This window comes from Paramicrobacterium humi, from assembly GCF_900105715.1.
Lineage (GTDB): Bacteria > Actinomycetota > Actinomycetes > Actinomycetales > Microbacteriaceae > Paramicrobacterium > Paramicrobacterium humi.
The window spans coordinates 1624518-1643054 of sequence record NZ_FNRY01000001.1 but is presented as its reverse complement, the minus strand read 5'-3'; the positions used below and the strand labels follow the sequence as shown (position 1 = coordinate 1643054).

General features: G+C 64.9%; 22 protein-coding genes. 7 read left to right on the top strand and 15 right to left on the bottom strand.

Going from position 1 to position 18537, the window contains the following annotated elements; translation table 11 throughout:
* Positions 1-19 precede the first annotated feature (19 nt).
* The 3 genes from BLV49_RS08245 to BLV49_RS08235 all read right to left on the bottom strand — a co-directional run bounded on the left by BLV49_RS08245 (position 20) and on the right by BLV49_RS08235 (position 3108).
* Entirely contained in the window at positions 20-763 is a 744-nt protein-coding gene (locus BLV49_RS08245; RefSeq protein ID WP_218132613.1) for a carbohydrate ABC transporter permease, read from the bottom strand.
* Positions 764-861: 98 nt separating this feature from the next.
* Positions 862-1686: a carbohydrate ABC transporter permease gene (locus BLV49_RS08240; protein WP_218132612.1), complete on the bottom strand. Its 825-nt coding sequence runs from the start codon at positions 1684-1686 to the stop codon at positions 862-864.
* 120 nt (positions 1687-1806) lie between these two features.
* Positions 1807-3108: an ABC transporter substrate-binding protein gene (locus BLV49_RS08235; protein WP_176980779.1), complete on the bottom strand. Its 1302-nt coding sequence runs from the start codon at positions 3106-3108 to the stop codon at positions 1807-1809.
* A 293-nt stretch (positions 3109-3401) separates the two neighbouring features.
* On the opposite strand from BLV49_RS08235, the gene BLV49_RS08230 reads away from it, so the two are divergent.
* Positions 3402-4457: a LacI family DNA-binding transcriptional regulator gene (locus BLV49_RS08230; protein ID WP_176980778.1), complete on the top strand. Its 1056-nt coding sequence runs from the start codon at positions 3402-3404 to the stop codon at positions 4455-4457.
* A gap of 251 nt (positions 4458-4708) precedes the next feature.
* Here the strand turns inward: BLV49_RS08230 and BLV49_RS08225 are convergent, their stop codons facing one another.
* The 5 genes from BLV49_RS08225 to BLV49_RS17495 form a co-directional block, all read right to left on the bottom strand.
* Positions 4709-5257 (bottom strand): hypothetical protein, encoded by a 549-nt coding sequence (locus BLV49_RS08225; RefSeq protein ID WP_091182461.1) that lies wholly within the window; start codon positions 5255-5257, stop codon positions 4709-4711.
* Entirely contained in the window at positions 5241-6098 is an 858-nt protein-coding gene (locus BLV49_RS08220) for a metallophosphoesterase family protein (RefSeq protein ID WP_091182459.1), read from the bottom strand. The genes BLV49_RS08225 and BLV49_RS08220 overlap by 17 nt, the downstream gene beginning before the upstream one ends.
* Positions 6076-6390: a hypothetical protein gene (locus tag BLV49_RS08215; protein WP_091182456.1), complete on the bottom strand. Its 315-nt coding sequence runs from the start codon at positions 6388-6390 to the stop codon at positions 6076-6078. The genes BLV49_RS08220 and BLV49_RS08215 overlap by 23 nt, the downstream gene beginning before the upstream one ends.
* 145 nt (positions 6391-6535) lie before the next feature.
* Positions 6536-6808: a hypothetical protein gene (locus tag BLV49_RS08210; protein ID WP_143033999.1), complete on the bottom strand. Its 273-nt coding sequence runs from the start codon at positions 6806-6808 to the stop codon at positions 6536-6538.
* A gap of 54 nt (positions 6809-6862) precedes the next feature.
* Entirely contained in the window at positions 6863-7294 is a 432-nt protein-coding gene (locus BLV49_RS17495; protein ID WP_491522687.1) for a Helicase associated domain protein, read from the bottom strand.
* Between the two features lie 489 nt (positions 7295-7783).
* Here BLV49_RS17495 and trxB point away from each other — a divergent pair, with 489 nt between their 5' ends.
* The 5 genes from trxB to BLV49_RS08180 are packed head-to-tail and all read left to right on the top strand — an operon-like array spanning position 7784 to position 11588.
* Complete coding sequence (trxB, locus tag BLV49_RS08200; protein ID WP_091182449.1) at positions 7784-8758, top strand: thioredoxin-disulfide reductase; 975 nt, start codon at positions 7784-7786, stop codon at positions 8756-8758.
* Positions 8755-9081, top strand: coding sequence for a thioredoxin (gene trxA, locus BLV49_RS08195; protein ID WP_091182447.1), 327 nt, complete (start codon positions 8755-8757; stop codon positions 9079-9081). The genes trxB and trxA overlap by 4 nt, the downstream gene beginning before the upstream one ends.
* Positions 9078-10166: an ACR3 family arsenite efflux transporter gene (gene arsB, locus BLV49_RS08190; protein WP_091182445.1), complete on the top strand. Its 1089-nt coding sequence runs from the start codon at positions 9078-9080 to the stop codon at positions 10164-10166. Before trxA ends, arsB begins: the two co-directional genes overlap by 4 nt.
* Entirely contained in the window at positions 10163-11167 is a 1005-nt protein-coding gene (locus BLV49_RS08185) for a metalloregulator ArsR/SmtB family transcription factor (protein ID WP_091182444.1), read from the top strand. The genes arsB and BLV49_RS08185 overlap by 4 nt, the downstream gene beginning before the upstream one ends.
* A 16-nt stretch (positions 11168-11183) precedes the next feature.
* On the top strand, positions 11184-11588 hold the full coding sequence (locus tag BLV49_RS08180) for an arsenate reductase ArsC (RefSeq protein ID WP_010157043.1): 405 nt from the start codon (positions 11184-11186) through the stop codon (positions 11586-11588).
* 136 nt (positions 11589-11724) lie between these two features.
* On the opposite strand, the gene BLV49_RS08175 is transcribed toward BLV49_RS08180, so the two are convergent.
* The 5 genes from BLV49_RS08175 to BLV49_RS08155 are packed head-to-tail and all read right to left on the bottom strand — an operon-like array spanning position 11725 to position 16229.
* Positions 11725-12033: a hypothetical protein gene (locus BLV49_RS08175; RefSeq protein WP_010157044.1), complete on the bottom strand. Its 309-nt coding sequence runs from the start codon at positions 12031-12033 to the stop codon at positions 11725-11727.
* Positions 12030-12584 (bottom strand): signal peptidase II, encoded by a 555-nt coding sequence (gene lspA, locus BLV49_RS08170; protein ID WP_024356154.1) that lies wholly within the window; start codon positions 12582-12584, stop codon positions 12030-12032. Before lspA ends, BLV49_RS08175 begins: the two co-directional genes overlap by 4 nt.
* Positions 12581-14494 carry a heavy metal translocating P-type ATPase gene (locus BLV49_RS08165; protein WP_176980777.1) on the bottom strand — a complete coding sequence of 638 codons (1914 nt, stop codon included), beginning with the start codon at positions 14492-14494 and terminating at the stop codon, positions 12581-12583. Before BLV49_RS08165 ends, lspA begins: the two co-directional genes overlap by 4 nt.
* Positions 14491-14850 carry a Cd(II)/Pb(II)-sensing metalloregulatory transcriptional regulator CmtR gene (gene cmtR, locus BLV49_RS08160; protein WP_091182441.1) on the bottom strand — a complete coding sequence of 120 codons (360 nt, stop codon included), beginning with the start codon at positions 14848-14850 and terminating at the stop codon, positions 14491-14493. Before cmtR ends, BLV49_RS08165 begins: the two co-directional genes overlap by 4 nt.
* 47 nt (positions 14851-14897) lie before the next feature.
* The gene (locus BLV49_RS08155; protein WP_091182439.1) at positions 14898-16229 is read right to left on the bottom strand and encodes an NAD(P)-binding domain-containing protein; all 1332 of its coding nucleotides are present in this window, start codon (positions 16227-16229) and stop codon (positions 14898-14900) included.
* Between the two features lie 82 nt (positions 16230-16311).
* Between BLV49_RS08155 and BLV49_RS08150 the strand changes: the two genes are divergently transcribed.
* Positions 16312-16653 carry an ArsR/SmtB family transcription factor gene (locus tag BLV49_RS08150; protein ID WP_091182437.1) on the top strand — a complete coding sequence of 114 codons (342 nt, stop codon included), beginning with the start codon at positions 16312-16314 and terminating at the stop codon, positions 16651-16653.
* A 9-nt stretch (positions 16654-16662) separates the two neighbouring features.
* Here the strand turns inward: BLV49_RS08150 and BLV49_RS08145 are convergent, their stop codons facing one another.
* A complete protein-coding gene (locus BLV49_RS08145; protein ID WP_245723586.1) occupies positions 16663-17688 on the bottom strand; it encodes a hypothetical protein in 1026 nt (341 codons plus the stop codon).
* A 376-nt stretch (positions 17689-18064) separates the two neighbouring features.
* Positions 18065-18532: a helix-turn-helix domain-containing protein gene (locus BLV49_RS08140; protein WP_143033998.1), complete on the bottom strand. Its 468-nt coding sequence runs from the start codon at positions 18530-18532 to the stop codon at positions 18065-18067.
* Between the last annotated feature and the right edge of the window lie 5 nt (positions 18533-18537).

The following is an 18537-nucleotide window of genomic DNA, read 5'->3' as shown; positions in this document are numbered from 1 at the left end:
GTTGGCAAGACGGTTTGTGTTATCCGCGTACGGCCCCTGCGGCCATACCGTCGATGACGCGGCGGTTGAGGAAGAAGTAAAGGACGAGGGTTGGGACGATCGCGACCACGATTGCGGCGTATGTGGCGCCAAAGTCGGTTTGCCCCATCACACCGACGTAGTCGTTGAGGCCCACCGGTAAGGTCTTCATCCGCGGTTCACTGAGGAACGTGTTGGCGAATACGAATTCGTTCCAAACGAAGACAAAGTTGTAAGCGATGATCGTGATTGTGGTGTTCAGGGACATGGGGAACACCAAGGAGATGAACACTCTAAAGCGCCCGGCACCTTCAATCGTCGCGGCTTCAATCAGCGAGTCCGGGATGTATCTCATAAACCCCGAGTAGAGGTACACGCAGAGCGGAAGGTTGAAACCCACTTGCGGGATGACGAGTGCCCAGTATGTATCCCGCAAGCCGACGGCGTTGAACGTTTGGAACATCGGCAGGAGCGCCACGAACACGGGGACTGTAATGCCTAGGAGAAGGTAGCCCAGCACGAGCCGTCCACCTCGAATTCTCAGCTTCTCTATGGCGTATGCTGCAGGCGCACCGATGGCGATGGTCAGGCCTATCGTGAGAAGCGCCACAAGCGTGCTGTTCAGCAGGTACGCGAGCAGGTCCGCTTGTTCAAAAGCGCGAACGAAGTTACCGATGTAGAACTGTGTCGGCGGCGCATATGCGGGTGTTCCCGCGAGCTGTTCAGGCGTCTTGAACGAGGACATCAGCACCCACGCAATGGGATAAACCTGTACCAGGAGAAAAGCGCCGACGACGACGTAGATCAGGCCCCGACTAACCGGGTTACGATGACGTTTGATGATCAGTCCTCCATCTCGTGCTTGCGGAAGATCCAGCGGATGACGACGACGATCAACAGACACTCGGCAGCGAGAAACACTGCCATGGTGCTGCCATATCCGAAGTCCAAGGAGGTAAAGACCGTCTTGTACAAGTACGTTGAGACCAACTCGCTTGATGCCCCTGGCCCACCGTTTGTCATGATGTACGAGACGTCGAAGCCTTTTAGGGTTCCGCTGACCACCATGATGACGGTGGCGATTACGACCCCCTTGATGAGGGGGAACTTCACATAGACGAACTGCTGCCACCAATTCGCTCCGTCGAGCGAGGCCGCCTCCAACGTCTCCTGATCTACAGCCATGAAGGCGGAATAGTAGATCACCATGTAGATCGCGCAGAATTTGTAGGCATCGACTAGGGTCACGATGATCAGGGCGAGGTTTGGGTCGGAAAGGTAGGCACCTCGAAGACCGTCCAATCCGAGCACGCCCAGTCCGGCATTCACCACTCCTTCGGGTTCGGCCGAGAGGAGTCGGACGAATATCAAAGAAATGGCTACTGACGAGATCACGCATGGAATGAAGTACGCGACTTTAACCAGGTTTCGAAATGCGCGGATTGAGAGTAGTAGGAGCGCCATGATCATGCCGATGCTGATCTGAACAAGCGAGCCGACCAGAGTGAAGACGAGGTTGTTCAGTACAACGGTTCGCATTACTTCGTCGTGGAGTAGGCGCACATAGTTTTCAAAGCCCACGAACCGCATCGGTCCGTAGCCGCCCCATTTGAACGCGCTGAGTGACATAGACCAGACGACGGGAACAAAGACTATGGCGGTGAACACGAGTACTGCAGGTAAGGCGAAGAGCCAATCCGACAGCTTGCCTCGGTGACGTTTCCCCGCTTGCGTATGAGTCATTTCAGGTCAGGCCGCCTCTCGATTTGTAAACGATTCGGCGGTTCCTCACCGGGAGGCCACCGCTTCCTTGATTGCGGCGTCGACTCGGGCTGCGAACTTCTCAGGCGTTGTTTGACCGGTTAGGAGGTTGGCGCTCTCGCGGCCAAGTACCGTGTTGACGCTCGGGTCCAGTTCAACGTCCCAGACCTTCGCGTAAGTCTTGACGTTGCCGATGTCTTCAATGACCTTGCGGTAGATATCCGGAGTTGAGTCATTCAAAGTGGGCCTCAACGACGGGATCACACGGAACTGCTCAAATGCGATTTGGCCGTAGTTGTCGAAGAAGAACTGCAGGAAGTCCTTCAGCTCATCGGTAAGCGCGTCGGCGCGCACTGCGGTGCCCACTCCTGAGTTTGCAAATCCATCTGATGTCGGCATGGCGTCCGCACCACCTGTCGGCGGGATGGGGAAGTAGCCGTAGGCGTCGTCGAGGTCGCCTGACGAGTTGAGGAAGTTCGGCAGTCCGTATGTGCTCGAGTAGAACATGGCGGCCTTCTTGGTGGTGAACAGATCCGAAGCGTCCGTGTACGCCGTGTTGCTGAATCCGTCTTGAAAGAACGGCGCGAGTTTCTGCAAGAAGCGAATTGCCTCGAGACCGATCTCACTTCCCATCGACTCGTCGCCGTCCTTCAGACCATTAATGAAGTCGTTCCCCACGCGGCGGAATGGAACCATTGCGAGGTATCGGTAGTACGGCCAGCCGTCTTTGCCGTTGATCGCGATCGGGGTAATTCCGGCTTCATGCAGACGGGAGCACACTTCCGTGAACTCCTCCAGTGTCGACGGCACGGTAACGCCGGCTTTGTCGAAGAGTTCCCGGTTGTACCAGAAGTACTCAATATTGGCGTTGAGTGTGATCAAGTCGAGTGATCCGTCATCCCATTTCGGGTACTTCAACGAGATTGGGAAGAACTTGTCCGTGATACCGAACTCTTTATAGAGCGCGCCGATGTCTGCCACCGCTCCGCTTTTCGCGATCTTCCCGAAAAACGGCTCCGGATCTGCATCGAACATTGCTGGTAGCGCGTTGCTTGACGCGAGAAGTCGAATCTTCTGGTCAAATGCTGGCCGATCCGGCATCGGGTTGATTGCGAGGCGGAAATCAGGGTGCGTCTCCTGATACTTCTTCACCACCGCTTTGAGAGCCTTCACGGTCGGCTCGCTCCCGCTCCGCGATTCGATCCATTCGACCTTGCCAGCGCCAGCGCCCCCTTGGGCACCGCCGCTACATCCGACGAGGGCCATAACGCCGGCCCCCGCACCGAGCATCAGCAGCGTTCGACGGTTGAGAGTAAGCGATGTACTCATAATGTGTCTTCTCCTGTGTCTTGTCACCTTCGACGTACCCACAGTGTGACGGAATTTTGACATCGTTGTCAACTACCTTCTGGCGCGTGTCGGCGTGCGACCGCGATTACTCAAGTGTCGCCTCACGGCGCAGCCCGAGAGCCAGTTCTCGCGGCATTCGAGGCACGTCCCATTTTGAGGCGTCCGCGCAGAGAGCACTCTACTTCCAGACTACGCGGGGCTCGTTGATATCCATGTCACACGATGCGTTAGGCTGTGCTAACCGGCGAAGGGCCGTTCAGGATGGAGGGTTCATGACGACATCGGTACCGTCCCGACGAGAGCCGCCAAAGCCACCCAAACGGCCAAATATGGGCGACGTTGCCCAACTCGCCGGCGTCGGGATAAAGACGGTTTCACGGGTGATCAACGAGGAACCTCACGTAACTCCGGAGACGGCACAACGCGTCTGGAGCGCAATCAGCGCGCTTGGATACAGACCGGATTTTCAAGCAGCCAGCCTGCGACGCCGGGAAAAGCGCACCAGGATGATTGGCATGATGATGGCTGCGAACCCGAACCCGTTCTGGTCGGAGGTTCGGTGGGCGGTCGAGCAGACAGCAACAGAGCACGACACACTAGTACTTACCTCCAATTTGGACGGCAACGCGGAGCACGAGCGCAGGCTATTGAACGCATTGATCAGCAGACGGCTTGACGGGCTCGTAATCGCTACCCCAACACGCAGCCACAGCGAGCTTGCGCAGGAGCAACAGCGCGGCATGTCGATTGTAATAGTCGACGGCATGCCTCTTGGTGTTGACTCCGACGCCGTACTCAGCGATGTCCGCGCGGGAGCCGCACTCGGAACACGCCACCTTATAGAGCAAGGCCACCGCAAGCTCGCATACTTCGGTGCGGACCACTCGCTATTCACGATCAGCGAACGGCGACGAGGCTTTCTTGACGAGACTGTCAGGGCCGGAATCGACATCAGCGAAGTGACAATCGTTGAAGATCTCGACGAGGAGAAGGCATACCGCAACGTGATCGCGGTGATGCAAGGAGAGAATCCCCCCACCGCGATTTTCGCTGGGCAAATATTGGTGACCCGAGGAGTAATCCGCGGTCTGCGACATCTCGGACTTCAACACCAAGTGGCCCTAGTCGGCTTTGACGACAGCGAGTTATACGACCTGCTCGAGCCAGGCATCACTGTGATAGCGCAAAACCCAAAAGCGATTGGCGTCACTGTGGCTGAGCGGATCTTCTCCCGCATCGAGGGTGACAGCTCGCCAGCACGGCAAATTCTGCTGCCGGTGGACCTGATTCAAAGGGGCTCTGGGGAAATTCGGCCAGCGGACGGGTAGCAGTTTACTCGTTCTCATCGCCAACAACAGGCCCCCCGGTGCACCCACGCGACATGCCTCAAGGGTTCGAAGGGGCCGCGTGGCGTCATTGATGCTCGTCGGGCGCCCTTCCCCTGAAACACGTGTGACGGTCTGCTTCTCGAGATCGAGAATGTGTGAGCTGCCTTGGGTCCAGACACGCCAGACTCCGTGATCCTGGAGTGTCAGCTCGGTGACGCTGTCCCTGGTGGAATCTTCGCCGGTCGCCTCGCTCATACCGTTCGCTCTAACGAGTCAAGTCGCACCCATTTCGGCAGCCGGCCCCGGTTGAGCCAGTGGAACATTACCGTAGCGGCATCGACGCCTTGAAGCGGAACACGATCAGCGCTGTCACCCTTCCCTCTACTTTGCTTCACCTTCGTCGCGGTGTGATGCTCAAGGTGCGTCCCGAGCTCCACTCTGTACTGCCTCTCGATGATGCTAAGTCGCGCGTAGCGCTCGACCTCGCTGGGGACCCGGAATGTCAGCGGTGACTGCTCGGGGTGGCTCCCGGTATGGGCGGTGAGAGCGATCATTCCCTCGACGGAGTTGACCACGTCCATCTCGCCACTAGGTCTCGAGAAGATCGCGAGCGGCCGTGCTAGGACCACGAATTCCTGGAAGAGCTCGTCGAGATACTTCGCCTCCGGCATCCCGTGTTCCTCAACCTTCGCACGCTGACGCCGCTTCGAGGCAGCTCCCTTCTCCGTGTCTCTCTTCTCTTGTGCCTCGTCACTTGTCGACTGCCCATTCGTCTCGTCGGCGTCATTCTTGCTCGTCATCATCGTCCCTTTCCGGGTACGGGCGGCCCTCGACGTCGAAGACCTCGATGTCGAGGGTGGGGAGTGTGAGGATGGCGCAGTTGCCGCGGAACGTGCCTCCTTCGTCGAGCACGATGACGCGGCTCGTGAAGGCCCCGTCTGGCAACTCGTAGTCGACGGTGGCGTCGATGAATTGGTGATAGTGCCCGCCGATTGAGAGCTGAGGCCGAACCTGCAGAAACCCCTTGTGAAACATCCGCCGCCCAGCGCGCGCATACGCGAGCGAGCGAGGCGGCCAATACTTGTCGGCACTTCGCAAGGTCGCGTCGAGAGCGGGAACATGCAACGGAGCGTCGTGACTGAGTAAGACATCTGCGTGCTGGGTGCCGAGCCGTGCCAGGTCGTCTTCGTCGGTTATCTGTTCTTGCTCCCACCAGCTGGACCCTCGCTGCCGGTAGCCGACATCAATACTGTTCGCCCCACCGAGCACCGCCAAAGAATGCCCACTGATAAGGCGTGTCCGGTAGCCACGCGGAAGATGCCCAATGTAGTCGCGGATCCAACGCACGCCATCGGATGAGATCGGGAAGGACTCGAGCAGGTCGAAATCTTCGTGATTTCCATCGAGAAAGAGGAGCGTTTGGGCTCGGCTGTGAAGGAACTGGTCCAGGCGGTCAAGCGTGGCCTCGCGCCCGGGGCCGTTCCACACGAAGCCAAAGTCGCCTAACTGAACGACAAGTTTGATGCCCTTGTGGTTCAGCATCCCTGTCGCGGCAAGCACATGGTTCAGGTCTGCGTGCACGTCACCGAGGAGCCCAACGCGGTTCGCATGTCGGAGTTCACGCCTCAAGATCATCGCCATCGCCGATCTGCTCAATACTGACCACTGGAGTGGTCAACCGTCGTGTCCACGTCACGCCCGGCCACGAAAGGTCGATCAAAAGAAGCATGCGCTTCCCCACCTCACACCCCACAACAGCGTGCAGAATCGCCTCGTCGCCATCACGCCGCAACGGCGCCGAGAAACTCGTCAGACCCCGCTCACGAACCAGAACGTGACGATCGAGATCGAGCAGGTAACGTGCTCCGGAACGCGTACGCACCCGCCACACACCGGAGGTCAACTCGTGGCCTCCCTCGTCCACGCGGCTCATAGCCTCTCCGCGGTGCCGAACGGCGGAGAATCGTCTTGCACGGTCGGCATTACGTACGTTTTGGGCGTCGCGGCTATCGCAATGCGAACGTCAGCAGGCGGCCTAGCTGCCGAGGGCCGACGCGCTCGAAGGATGTTCGTGGCCGTCATGTCCGGACCTCGTAGATGTCCGTGACCGGGGTAGATCGCCACGTGAGACGAACGATTCCGGGCCAGTGAGGGCGAACCACCAGATGCAGAGGCTTCCCGATCTCACACTCGACGATCTCGAGCAGATCCATCTCCTCCGCGACTTCCGGTCCGCCCCCATCTCTTGACCGCGATGCGGCCTGCCGGTCAAGGTCCAGCACGTATGTCGCACCTGAAATGGTGCGCACATGATGGATGCCTTGGGCAACGCCGTCCGTCGAGATGCTCATACTGGCGACCGTATCCACCGGGTGTCGGGCGATTCTCCCGTACCGGCATACACTTCATTTCCGGCGCCTCGGAACGGGTATTCCCGCGGCGCGAAGTCTTTGCACTTCTTCCTCGCTCAGGGCTCCACGGGCAGCAAGGGCCCGGCGTTTGGCTGCCCTGTTCGCAAGGCTGCGCTCAGCCCCGTCCGCGGAACGGTAGCGCGGAGCCCGCCGGTGCGTCGCGAAGAACTCGCCGTAGGCGCGCTCAAATTCCCGTTGCGCTTCCCCCAAGGGGTCCCAGGAGAACCCGGGGATCATTTCCAGCCGGCGAACCTGGTAAGTGCACAGCGAGTCCCGCGTGGCGGGCCGCCTCTGATATCGCAGCCAGTTCGCAAGCGATCGCTCATCCTGCTGTTCGCTGCCAGCCTCAGGTCGCTCGCGGGGTGCGCGACCTTCGTGCAGCACAAACCTCTCTACCTTGTTTATGCTTTCGATCCACCGGCGCATACGATTGCCAACGTCGATGACTACACCCTGGTGATAGGCGAGTTCCGCGGCCGCGAAAGCACGACAGATGGGGTCGCGGTCCGCCGAGTGCTGCTCGATAAGTGTCTGGAGTTGCGTGTGCATGTGTCCCTTCCGACCTGCACGGACGTGCGGTCAGAGGGGATATGCGCGGCATTAGCCATAAAGAGGTCATGGCTAATGACGGGATTTCGTGGAAGGGACACAGCCGTCCCTCCTCGCCTGGTCTTGATAACGCGGGGCGAAGGCCCCGCTCCCCGATTCGAGCGGAGAGGCGGAGACCCCGCCCGGGGCAAAGGATACTGGTAGGTCCGATTGTTGAAGAGTGCACTTTTCATGCACTGTTCGTCGATGATGCGGAGGTCACGCGCGAAGGGCGTTGGCAGCCCTGCCTGAGCACGGTAGGTGAACATCCGGTGACGAAGCCGGCATGGGCTCGCGAACTGATTCGATAGATGTCAATATAGAAGTATGTCGAATCAAGAAGTCGAACTGGTCATCGTCGGGTCCGGTCCCGCCGGATACACCGCGGCGGTCTACGCGGCCCGCGCGGGTCTTGCGCCGAACGTGATCGCGGGCTCGGTCACCGCGGGCGGTGCGCTGATGACGACGACCGAGGTGGAGAACTTCCCCGGCTTCGTCGATGGCGTGCAGGGGCCGGAGCTGATGGAGTCGATGCGGGCGCAGGCTGAGCGTTTCGGCGCTCGGATCGTCTACGACGACGCGATTCGCCTCGAGCTCGACGGCGACGTGAAGACCATCGAGACGGGTGCCGGGATGACGTACCGGGCGCGGGCGGTGATCCTGACGATGGGTTCCGCGTACCGCAAGCTCGGCCTCCCCGAGGAAGAGCGCCTGTCGGGGCACGGGGTGTCGTGGTGCGCGACCTGCGACGGGTTCTTCTTCCGCGACAAGGAGATCGCCGTGGTCGGTGGCGGGGATTCCGCGATGGAGGAGGCGCTGTTCCTCACCCGGTTCGCATCGAAAGTCACCGTCGTGCACCGCCGGGACGAGTTCCGAGCGTCGAGAATCATGGCACAGCGCGTGCTGGACGATCCGAAGATCGAGGTCGCCTGGAACAGCGAGGTCGCCGCGATCCTCGGCGACGAGCAGGTCACCGGGCTCACGCTGCGCGACACGATCACCGGGGCCGAGCGGAGGCTCGACGCGACGGGGGTGTTCGTCGCGATCGGGCACGACCCGCGCTCCGAGCTCGTGATTGGGCAGGTCGACACCGACGCGGACGGGTACGTGCGGGTCGCGCACCCGTCGACGCGGACGAATCTGGCCGGGGTGTTCGCGGCCGGGGATCTCGTCGACCACACGTATCGGCAGGCGATCACCGCCGCGGGCACCGGCTGCGCGGCCGCGCAGGACGCCCAGCACTACCTGTCGCACCTCGCACCCGCCACCGTTTCCGAGCCTGTTCTGGAGGTCTCCGTATGAGCACCGTCACCCCCGTCACCGACGCCACCTTCCAGACCGAGGTGCTCGAGTCCGAGCTGCCCGTCGTGGTCGACATTTGGGCGACCTGGTGCGGCCCGTGCAGGGCGATCGCCCCGATCCTGGACCAGCTCGCCGGCGAGTACGAGGGCCGGGTGAAGATCGTGAAGATCGACGCCGACCAGAACCCCGAGACCGTGACCGCGGCCGGCGTGACCTCGATCCCGACCCTCGGCTTCTACCGGAACGGGGAACGTGTCGACGTGCTGATCGGCGCGCACCCGAAACCCGTCTACGTCGCGAAGCTCGAGGAGCTGCTCGCATGACCGACGCCCTGACCCGCACCGCCCCGAAACGGCTCTCCACCCTCGACAAGTGGCTGCCGCTCTGGATCGGCCTCGCGATGGTCGCCGGCCTCGTGCTCGGCCGGTTCGTGCCGGCGCTCTCCGACGCGCTGTCTGCGATGGAGGTCGGCGGGATCTCGGTCCCGATCGGGCTGGGCCTGCTGGTGATGATGTACCCCGTGCTCGCGAAGGTCCGCTACGACAAGGTCGCAGCCGTCACGGGTGACAAGAAGCTCCTGGTCTCCTCGCTCGTGCTGAACTGGCTCGTCGGGCCCGCGGTGATGTTCGCGCTCGCGTGGATCTTCCTGCCGGACCTGCCCGAGTACCGGACCGGGCTGATCATTGTCGGTCTCGCCCGCTGCATCGCGATGGTCGTGATCTGGAACGACCTCGCCTGCGGCGACCGCGAGGCGACCGCGGTGCTCGTCGCGATCAACTCGGTCTTCCAGGTCGTGATGTTCTCGGTGCTGGGCTGGTTCTACCTGACTGTGCTGCCGGGCTGGCTGGGCCTGGACGCACAGGGACTGGAGATCTCGGTCTGGAAGATCGCGCTGAACGTGCTCGTGTTCCTCGGGATCCCGCTCATCGCGGGCTTCGCGTCCCGCTTCATCGGCGAGAAGCGCAAGGGGCGCGACTGGTACGAAGAGAAGTTCCTCCCGAGGATCGGGCCGTGGGCGCTCTACGGGCTGCTGTTCACGATCGTGCTGCTGTTTGCACTGCAGGGCAACGCGGTGCTGGCGAAGCCTCTCGACGTGGCGCGCATCGCGCTGCCGCTGCTGGTCTACTTCGGCCTGATGTGGTTCGCGGGGCTGCTGCTCGGCAAGGGCCTCGGTCTCGGCTACGCACGGTCGACGACGCTGGCGTTCACCGCAGCGGGCAACAACTTCGAGCTCGCCATCGCGGTCGCGATCGGCACCTTCGGCGCGGCATCCGGCCAGGCCTTGGCCGGGGTCGTCGGCCCGCTCATCGAAGTGCCCGTGCTCGTGGGCCTGGTCTACGTCTCGCTCTGGGCCGCGAAGGCCTGGTTCCACACCGACCCCTACGCCACCGAATCGAGGACGTCATGACCGACACGACCGTCATCTCCGACGCCGACGCGTGCGCGCCGTCCACGGCGCACGCGATCGGCACCGAGGCCGCCACGACCGTGGCCGGGGCACTGAAAGCGCTCGCTGACCCGCTGCGGCTGCGGATGCTCTCGGCGATCGCGACCGACCCGCGCGGCGAGTCCTGCGTGTGCGACCTCGCCGACCTCGCCGAGGTGTCGCAGCCGACTGTTTCCCACCACCTGAAAGTCCTGAAGGAGACCGGGATGCTGCTGTCCGAGCGGCGCGGCACCTGGGTGTACTACCGCATCGCACCGGGCAAGCAGCGCGCCGTCGCGTCCCTCCTCGACGCGTTCGCTCCCGCCGCGGCCGTCACCGACGAACCCGAAGACACCGCGGCACGGGCCGCGGCCCTGCAGCAGATGGACGCCCGCGTGACCCGCCTCGCCGAGGAACTCGCGGACGAGCTGACCGGGCTGAACCGGGACCTCGTGATCGCGATCGTGCGCGAGTCCTACGCCGGCCTGGTGCGTTCGGCGAAGCTGACGGCGCACATGATCCCGCTGACCGAACGGTTCGCCCGGCAGCGCCTCGCCGACCTGACGCGGGACCGCTCGGCCGGGGTGCCGCAGGTGTTGTTCGTCTGCGTGCAGAACGCGGGCCGCTCCCAGCTCGCCGCCGCGATCGTCAACCAGCTCGCCGACGGCCGCGTCGTCGCACGCTCCGCAGGATCCACCCCGGCGTCGGACGTGCACCCGCACGTGCGCTCGCTGCTCACCGAGATCGAGGGCGAGCAGGAGGCCGAGACGGCGTTCCCGAAGCCGCTCACCGATGACGCCGTGCGCGCGGCCGACGTGGTGGTCACGATGGGCTGCGGCGACGTCTGCCCGATCATCCCCGGCGTCCGCTACGAGGACTGGGCCGTGGGCGACCCGGCTCTCGCTTCCCCGGACGGGGTCGACGCGATCCGCCACGATATCGAGGGCCGCGTCCGCGAGCTCCTCGCCACGCTCACCGACTGAACGAAAGCGAACAACAATGACTGACCAGAAGCCTTCCGTCCTCTTCGTCTGCGTCCACAACGCCGGGCGCTCCCAGATGGCCGCCGGCTGGCTCCGCGAGCTCGCAGGCGACCGCGTCGAGGTCCGCTCCGCCGGATCCATACCCGCCGACCAGATCAACTCCGTCGCCGTCGAGGCGATGCGCGAAGTCGGCATCGACATCACCGCCGAACAGCCGAAAGTGCTCACCACCGAAGCGGTGCAGGACTCCGACGTGGTGATCACCATGGGCTGCGGCGACGCGTGCCCGTTCTTCCCCGGCAAGCGCTACGAGGACTGGAAGCTCGACGACCCGGCCGGACAGGGCATCGATGCCGTGCGCCCGATCCGGGACGAGATCAAAGGTCGCGTCGAAACGCTGCTGGCGGAACTGCTCGTCTGAGGGACTGCGAGCACGGGAGGGGCAGCGGCCAATGGCCCTGCCTCTCCGCTGTGTTTCCGGGTTTCCTGGTCCCTGCGGCGAACACCGATGTGCCGTGAGGCGTGCGCCATCGATCGCGCTACAGCCCGTTCTTGCTCTACCGGGACGCGCCTCGCAGCGCTGCTTCGATCTGCTCCTGCGTAGGCGCTCCGGCGAACCCGTTCCTCGTCGCATAGACGCGGCACGCGAGCGAGCGGACCGGTGCTGTCGGGAACAGGTCGACGCCGTCGACGAGGATCGTGGGCGAGCCTCCGAACCGGGTGCTTACCGCCTCGGCCTCGGTCCGGATCGTGACCAGCTCGACAGGCACGGCCCTGAATCCAAGAGCGTCCAGTGCTGCGCGCGCGTTGGCTTCGGCCACGTCCGTGTTCGGGCAACCGACAATGTGCAGCAACTCGACCTTCATGCGGCATCCTCGAATCGCGCGTCGTTCGACGCCCGGTCCGGGCCTGGCGGGAGAAGGTTCAGGCAGACCAGGCCGACACCGGCGACGACGAAGACATCGGCGACGTTCCCGACGAACAGGTCGCCGTAGGCGAGGAAGTCCGTGACCTGCCCCTGTCCGAAGGAGGGCGGGTTCAGGAGCCGGTCGACGAGGTTGCCGACCGCGCCGCCGAGGACCAGGCCCAACGCGGCACCCCACCGCGCGCCACGCAGCCGCACAGCGAACACAACTACCGCGATGGCGGCGAGGAGGCCGACGAGGGTGAAGATCCAGGTGGACCCGGAGCCGAGCGAGAACGCGGCTCCGGGGTTGTAGACCAGGGACAGGCCGAACAGGTCGCCGACCAGCGGAACCCGCTCGCCAGAAGTCAACTGCGCCACAGCGAGGGCCTTCGACCCCTGATCGAGGGCCACGGCGAGCACGGCGACCGCGAGGGCGACGCCGAGTGCCCTCCGACCTTTCGGGGAGGGCGGGCTCGTCCCTTCGGCGACGACGGTGCCCTGCGCGGTCACGCGATCGACTTCCTGGTGCGCGCGGCGCGCAGCCCGTTGAGGATCACGATCACCTCGGCGATCTCGTGCACGAGCACCACGGCCGCGAGGCCTAGGACGCCGAACAGGGCCAGCGGCAGCAGGACGGTGATGATCAGCAGCGACAGGATGATGTTCTGGTTGATGATGTGCCGTCCCCGGCGGGCGTGGTCGAACGCGCGCGGGAGCAGGCGCAGGTCGTGGCCGGTGAAGGCGACGTCGGCGGACTCGATCGCGGCATCGGAACCGGTCGTGCCCATCGCGATCCCGATGTCCGCCGCGGCGAGGGCGGGGGCGTCGTTGATGCCGTCGCCGATCATCGCGACCGACCCGTGCTTCTCGCCGAGCTTGGCGATCGCTGAGGCCTTGTCCTCCGGGCGCAGCTCGGCGCGCACGTCCTCGATCCCGGCCTGCGCGGCCAGGGCGCGGGCGGTGCGGGCGTTGTCGCCGGTGAGCATGGTCGTCCCGATGCTCTGGGCGGCGAGCGTACGGACGACCTCGGGGACTTCGGGGCGCAGCTCGTCGCGGACGCCGATCGCGGCGACCGCGGCGCTGTCGCGGTGCACGATCACGACGGTCATGCCCTGCTCCTCCAGGCCCGCGACCCGGTCCTTGAGCGGGCCGGCGTCGAGCCAGCGCGGGCTGCCGACCGTGATCCGCGCGCCGTCGAGGGTGCCCTCGATGCCGTGACCGGCCTGCTCCGTCACGGCCTCCGCCGCGGGCGCACCCGGCGCAGCGGCGGTGATCGCCGCAGCGAGCGGGTGGGTGCTGTGCTTTTCCAGCGCGGCCGCCCAGGCCAGAGCCTGCGACTCAGTGACGCCGTCGGCAGTGAGCACCGCGGTGACGGCGGGCTCGTTGCGGGTCAGGGTGCCGGTCTTGTCGACGGCGACGTGACGGATCACGCCGAACCGCTCGAACACCGCACCGGACTTGATGATCACGCCGAACTTGCTCGCCGCCCCGATCGCGGCGACCACCGTCAGGGGCACGGAGATCGCCAGCGCGCACGGCGACGCCGCGACGAGGACCACGAGGGCGCGGGTGACCCACAGCTCCGGGTCGCCGAACAGCGACCCGATGACCGCCACCAGGACGGCGAGGATCAGCACGCCGGGCACGAGCGGGCGGGCGATGCGGTCCGCGAGGCGGGCGCGGTCCCCCTTCTCCGCCTGCGCCTGCTCGACCAGCTCCACGATCGTGGTCAGCGAGTTGTCGGTGCCCGCCGCGGTCGTCTCGACCTCCAGCGCACCGGCGGTGTTGATCGCCCCGGCCGACACCGCGTCGCCGGGCTCGACCTCGACCGGGATCGACTCCCCGGTGATCGCCGACGTATCCAGGCTGGAGCGCCCCGTACGGACGATCCCGTCGGTCGCGATCCGCTCACCCGGACGCACCAGCATGACCTGGCCCACGGCGAGATCCTTGGCCGCGACCTCGACCGAGGCCCCGTCCTGGCGGATCGTCGCGGTCTCCGGGACGAGCTTGAGCAGCGCCCGCAGCCCGCCACGGGCCCGGTCCATCGCCTTGTCCTCCAGGGCCTCGGCGATCGAGTAGAGGAACGCCAGCGCGGCGGCCTCCTCGACGTAGCCGAGGATCACTGCGCCGACCGCGCTGATGGTCATCAGCAGGCCGATACCGAGCTTGCCCTGGAACAGCTTGCGGATCGCGCCGGGGGTGAACGTCGACGCGCCTAGTAACAGGCCGATCCAGAACGCCACCAGCGCCGGGAACTCGAGCCCGGACCACTCCAGGACGAGGCCGATCAGGAAGGCCACGCCGGAGAAGACCGGGACCATGATCCCGCGGTCCCGCCACCAGGGGCGCTCCGCCTCCTCGGACTCCTCGCCCACCATGCTCTCCGGCTCGTGCTCGCAGCCACACGCCGCGCTCACTCGCCCGCCCTCGTCGCGCAGCAGCCCGGCACCGTGCACTCGGCGTCGACGCACGGCGCGTGCTCATCGACCGCGAGGGTCACGTCCACCAGCGCCGTCAGCGCCGCCGCCAGGTGCGGGTCCGCGATCTCGTAGCGGGTCTGCCGACCCTCGGGCTCGGCGACCACGATCCCGCAGTCGCGTAGGCAGGTCAGGTGGTTCGACACGTTCGAGCGCGTCAGCTCCAGCTCGCGAGAGAGCACGGCCGGGTAGCTCGGGCCAACGAGCAAGGTCATCAGGATCCGGGAGCGCGTCGGGTCCGCCATGGCCCGGCCGAGCCGGTTCATGACGTCGAGGCGAGAAGCAATGGTCAGCATGCACTGAACTATACAGCCAGCACTGACCTGAACCAAGGGTAGTGAACCTACGATGCCGAACCCACGCCGAGTTGGATGAGCTGCGGGGCCGGCGCGCAGCACGATCCCGCGCTGGCGGACTCGTCCGGCGCATCGAAGAGCCCCGAGCCGCCGCACACGCCCGTGTCGGGCAGAACGAGGTCCACCCGTTCCGCGGCCTCGCGGTCCCCGGCGATCGCGGCGACGACGCTGCGCACCTGCTCGAACCCGGTCAGGGCGAGGAACGTCGGCGCACGGCCGTAGGACTTCGCTCCCACGATGTAGAACCCCGGCTCGGGCTGCTCGAGGTCGGCCGCGCCGGTGGCCCGGACGGAGCCGCAGGAGTGCACGTTCGGGTCGACCTCCGCAGCGATCTTCGACGGGGCCTGCAGGCGCATGTCGAGGTCGAGACGGATCTCAGAGAGGAAGGACAGGTCGGGACGGAAGCCGGTGGCGACGAAGACCCGAGCGGCAGGCGCGAGCCGGCGGCCGTCCTCTGCCACCAGCACCGCCTCGCCGGCGGCGAGGACGACCTGCTCGGTGCGGAACCCGGTCACGAGGTCCACGAGGCCGTCCTCGACGGCCTTCTTCGCGCGCTGGCCCAGCGCTCCGCGCTGCGGCAGTTCGTCGGCGCTGCCGCCGCCGAAGGTGTTGCCGACCGTGCCGCGGCGCAGCACCCAGGTGATCCGCGTCCCCGGCTCGCGCTTGGCCACCCGCGACAGGATCCCGATCGTGGTCGCGGCGGAATGGCCGTTGCCAACGACCACGACGTGCTGGCCAGCCAGGGCACTGGCGTCCTCGATCGCGGGCATGCGGTGCTCCAGGAGGCCTGCGTCTGTCGCTGCGCTCTCGCCGAGGGCAGGGAGCCCGTCAGCTCCGGCGGGGCTCGGTGTGCGCCAGGTGCCCGAGGCGTCGATCACGGCACTCGCTTCGATCCGCTCCTCGGTGCCGTCCGCGCGCTCGACGTGGACGACGAAGGGCTGCTCGGCGCGGCCGTCGTCGACGGAGAGGTCGCGGCCCTTGCGGCCTACGCCGACGACCCGCGCTCCGTAGCGCACGCGGTCGCCGAGGGCCTCTGCGAGGGGTGCGAGGTACTGCTCGATCCACTGCGCGCCGGTCGGGTAGCCCTGCGTCGGGGCCGACCATCCGGTCGGCTCCAGTAGGTGTCGCGAGGCAGCATCAGTGAGCTCGGTCCACGGCGAGAACAGGCGCACGTGGCCCCACTCGGCCACGGCCGAGGCGGTGGCGTCGCCGGACTCCAGGACGATTGGGTCGAGCCCGCGCTCGATCAGGTGGGCTGCGGCGGCCAGTCCCTGCGGACCGGCCCCGATGACGACGACGGGATTCACTGCGACCTCCATGCATTGACGTTCTTCGATGTGAGACAGGAACGATCTTGAGGCTCATATCGACAGATGTCAATACGTCGGGCAGAATGGAGCCATGAACGCACTGCCCGTCACTATCGACACCAGCGCAGGCTCCTGCTGCGCCCCCGGCCAGGCGATGGACGACGGCACGGCTCACGACCTCGCGAAGGTCTTCAAAGCGCTCGGCGACCCGACGCGGGTGAAGCTGCTCTCCATGATCGTCGGCAGCAGTGCCGGCGAGATGTGCGTCTGCGACCTCACCGACCCAGTGGGCCTGTCGCAGCCGACGGTCTCCCACCACATGAAGCTGCTCGTCGAGGCGGGCCTGGTCACCCGCGAGCAGCGCGGGAAATGGGCCTACTACCAGCCCACCACCGGGACGCTCGCCGACGCGGCGAAGGCGCTGCTGGGCTGAGCTTCGTTATCAATCGGACGCCGAGCGGATCTTTGGGTGGTCGGACCAGTCCCCACTGGCGAGGCGCGACCACGCGGCGGCCGACGCCGGTGTTATGCCGAGCAAGTCGGACACGATCCGCGGGTGCATCTGCCGGGTGAGTTCGATGAGGGCGGTTGTCCGTGCGCTTCCGGAGCGGAGCCCTTCGGCGCGGAGGCGGCGACTGATCGGCCCCGGGGTGAGGTGGAGTCCCGGGTTTCTGCCGGGGAATAGCCATCCTTCGGGATGGCGCATCGACGCGTCGACGAGGTCGATGATCGCGTCTCCGAGAACCTTGGGGAGCTCGATCGGTTCCGCCCCGATAGTGAGCTTCACGGGCTGGGATGTCGCGTCGACCTGATCGCGGGTGAGGGTGATGATGCGGGTGAGCTGGATGCCGTAGAGGAGCACGAGCAGGCCCGCAGCCCGGGTCTTGGAGTCCATGTCCGTGTCCGTGAGGAATCGGCGGGCCATCTGCCATCGGTGGTCGGACTCGTAGTGCCGGCCCTCGAGGCGACTCGGCCGGAACTCGACGCGGAGGGTGCTCAGATGGTGGCGTCGCAGCCAGCGGGTGAAGGGTGCCAACGCGTCTCGCTGGCTTGGAGAGTCCGTGAGAAACGCGTCGAGGCGACGCTGGGGGAAGGTGGCGAGCGTCTCGTGTTGCGATCTGATCTCGTGCAGGAGCGCGGCGCAGTGTTTGAGCGCTGCGCGTTGCCGCTGGAACCCAGTCGCAGGGTTCGATGGGCCGCGAGACACCGCCCGGAATGTGCGCGTCGAACGGAGCAACTCCCAGGTGCAGTACCGGCGCAGGACAAGCCGGTCTTCGGCGTGCCCGACCTCTGATAACCATTTCTCGAGCCAGTGGTCGAAGCGCGCGGCCTCGACGTCAAGCTCCGGCAGTACGCCGGAGCGAACCAGCAGCGAGAGGAGGAATGCCACGGACTGCCCCGACTGGGCTCTGGTGATGATCGCATCGGCGGCGAGAGGCAGGGTTCCCTCGGCAAGTTCGCGGAGCACGGCGGCGCACTTGCTCTTGTGATGCCATCGCTCCAGAGAATTTGCTTTGCCATGGTGCGTGAGCAGGTAATCCGCAAGAGGCTGAAGTTCAGGGCGAATGTCGTCTGTCTCGTCGCAGAGAAGCCGCTGAGATCTGTGGCCACGGCTCCACACCCACCCATCAATGATTGCGCCCAATGCGGGTGCTCACAGCGGTCAAAAGTTCGGCTCCGCCTACAAGTGCGGTCTCCAACCATGGAATCGGCGGTCACCCATCGGGGACGAATCAAAATGTATGCCATCCCGGTAACGCCAACGACAAGTGCGACGTAGCTTTATCAATCAGGCGCCGTCACCGGCCGGCTCGGTCCTGTCAGAGGCGTCCAGCGGACCGTGGCTAGGGCCTTGGGGCGCCCTGGTGGTTTGCCATGTATCGAGCACTCGCTTCTTCGATGGCTCTCGACTTATACGAAATAGGAGGCGGTTCCACGGTCTTTTGCTTTTGCTTCATCTGCGGTGAGGTGATGCCGCCAAGAATCTGCTCGGCGGCTGCGAGGTCTTCCAACCGCATGATCACTTCCCCGCGCAACATCTTCGAGAGTCGTTGGTATGTGGTCCCCATCGCGCTGGCGAGAGCCTTGACACTTAAACCCCGGTCAGCCCCTTGCGCGCGGATGCGGACCACATATGCGTGCTGCAATTTCGCCGCATTGAGCCGGTGGTGCTCGCGTAGCACGGAACGCACTTCGGGGCCGGCCGGCATACCGATCCTCATCTGGCTCGGTGCCCATTTGACTTCGGCCGCCTTCCCGAATGCGGCCGGTTCAAGGCAATAGTCACGAGGAATATAGCGAGGATCAGACACGAGAA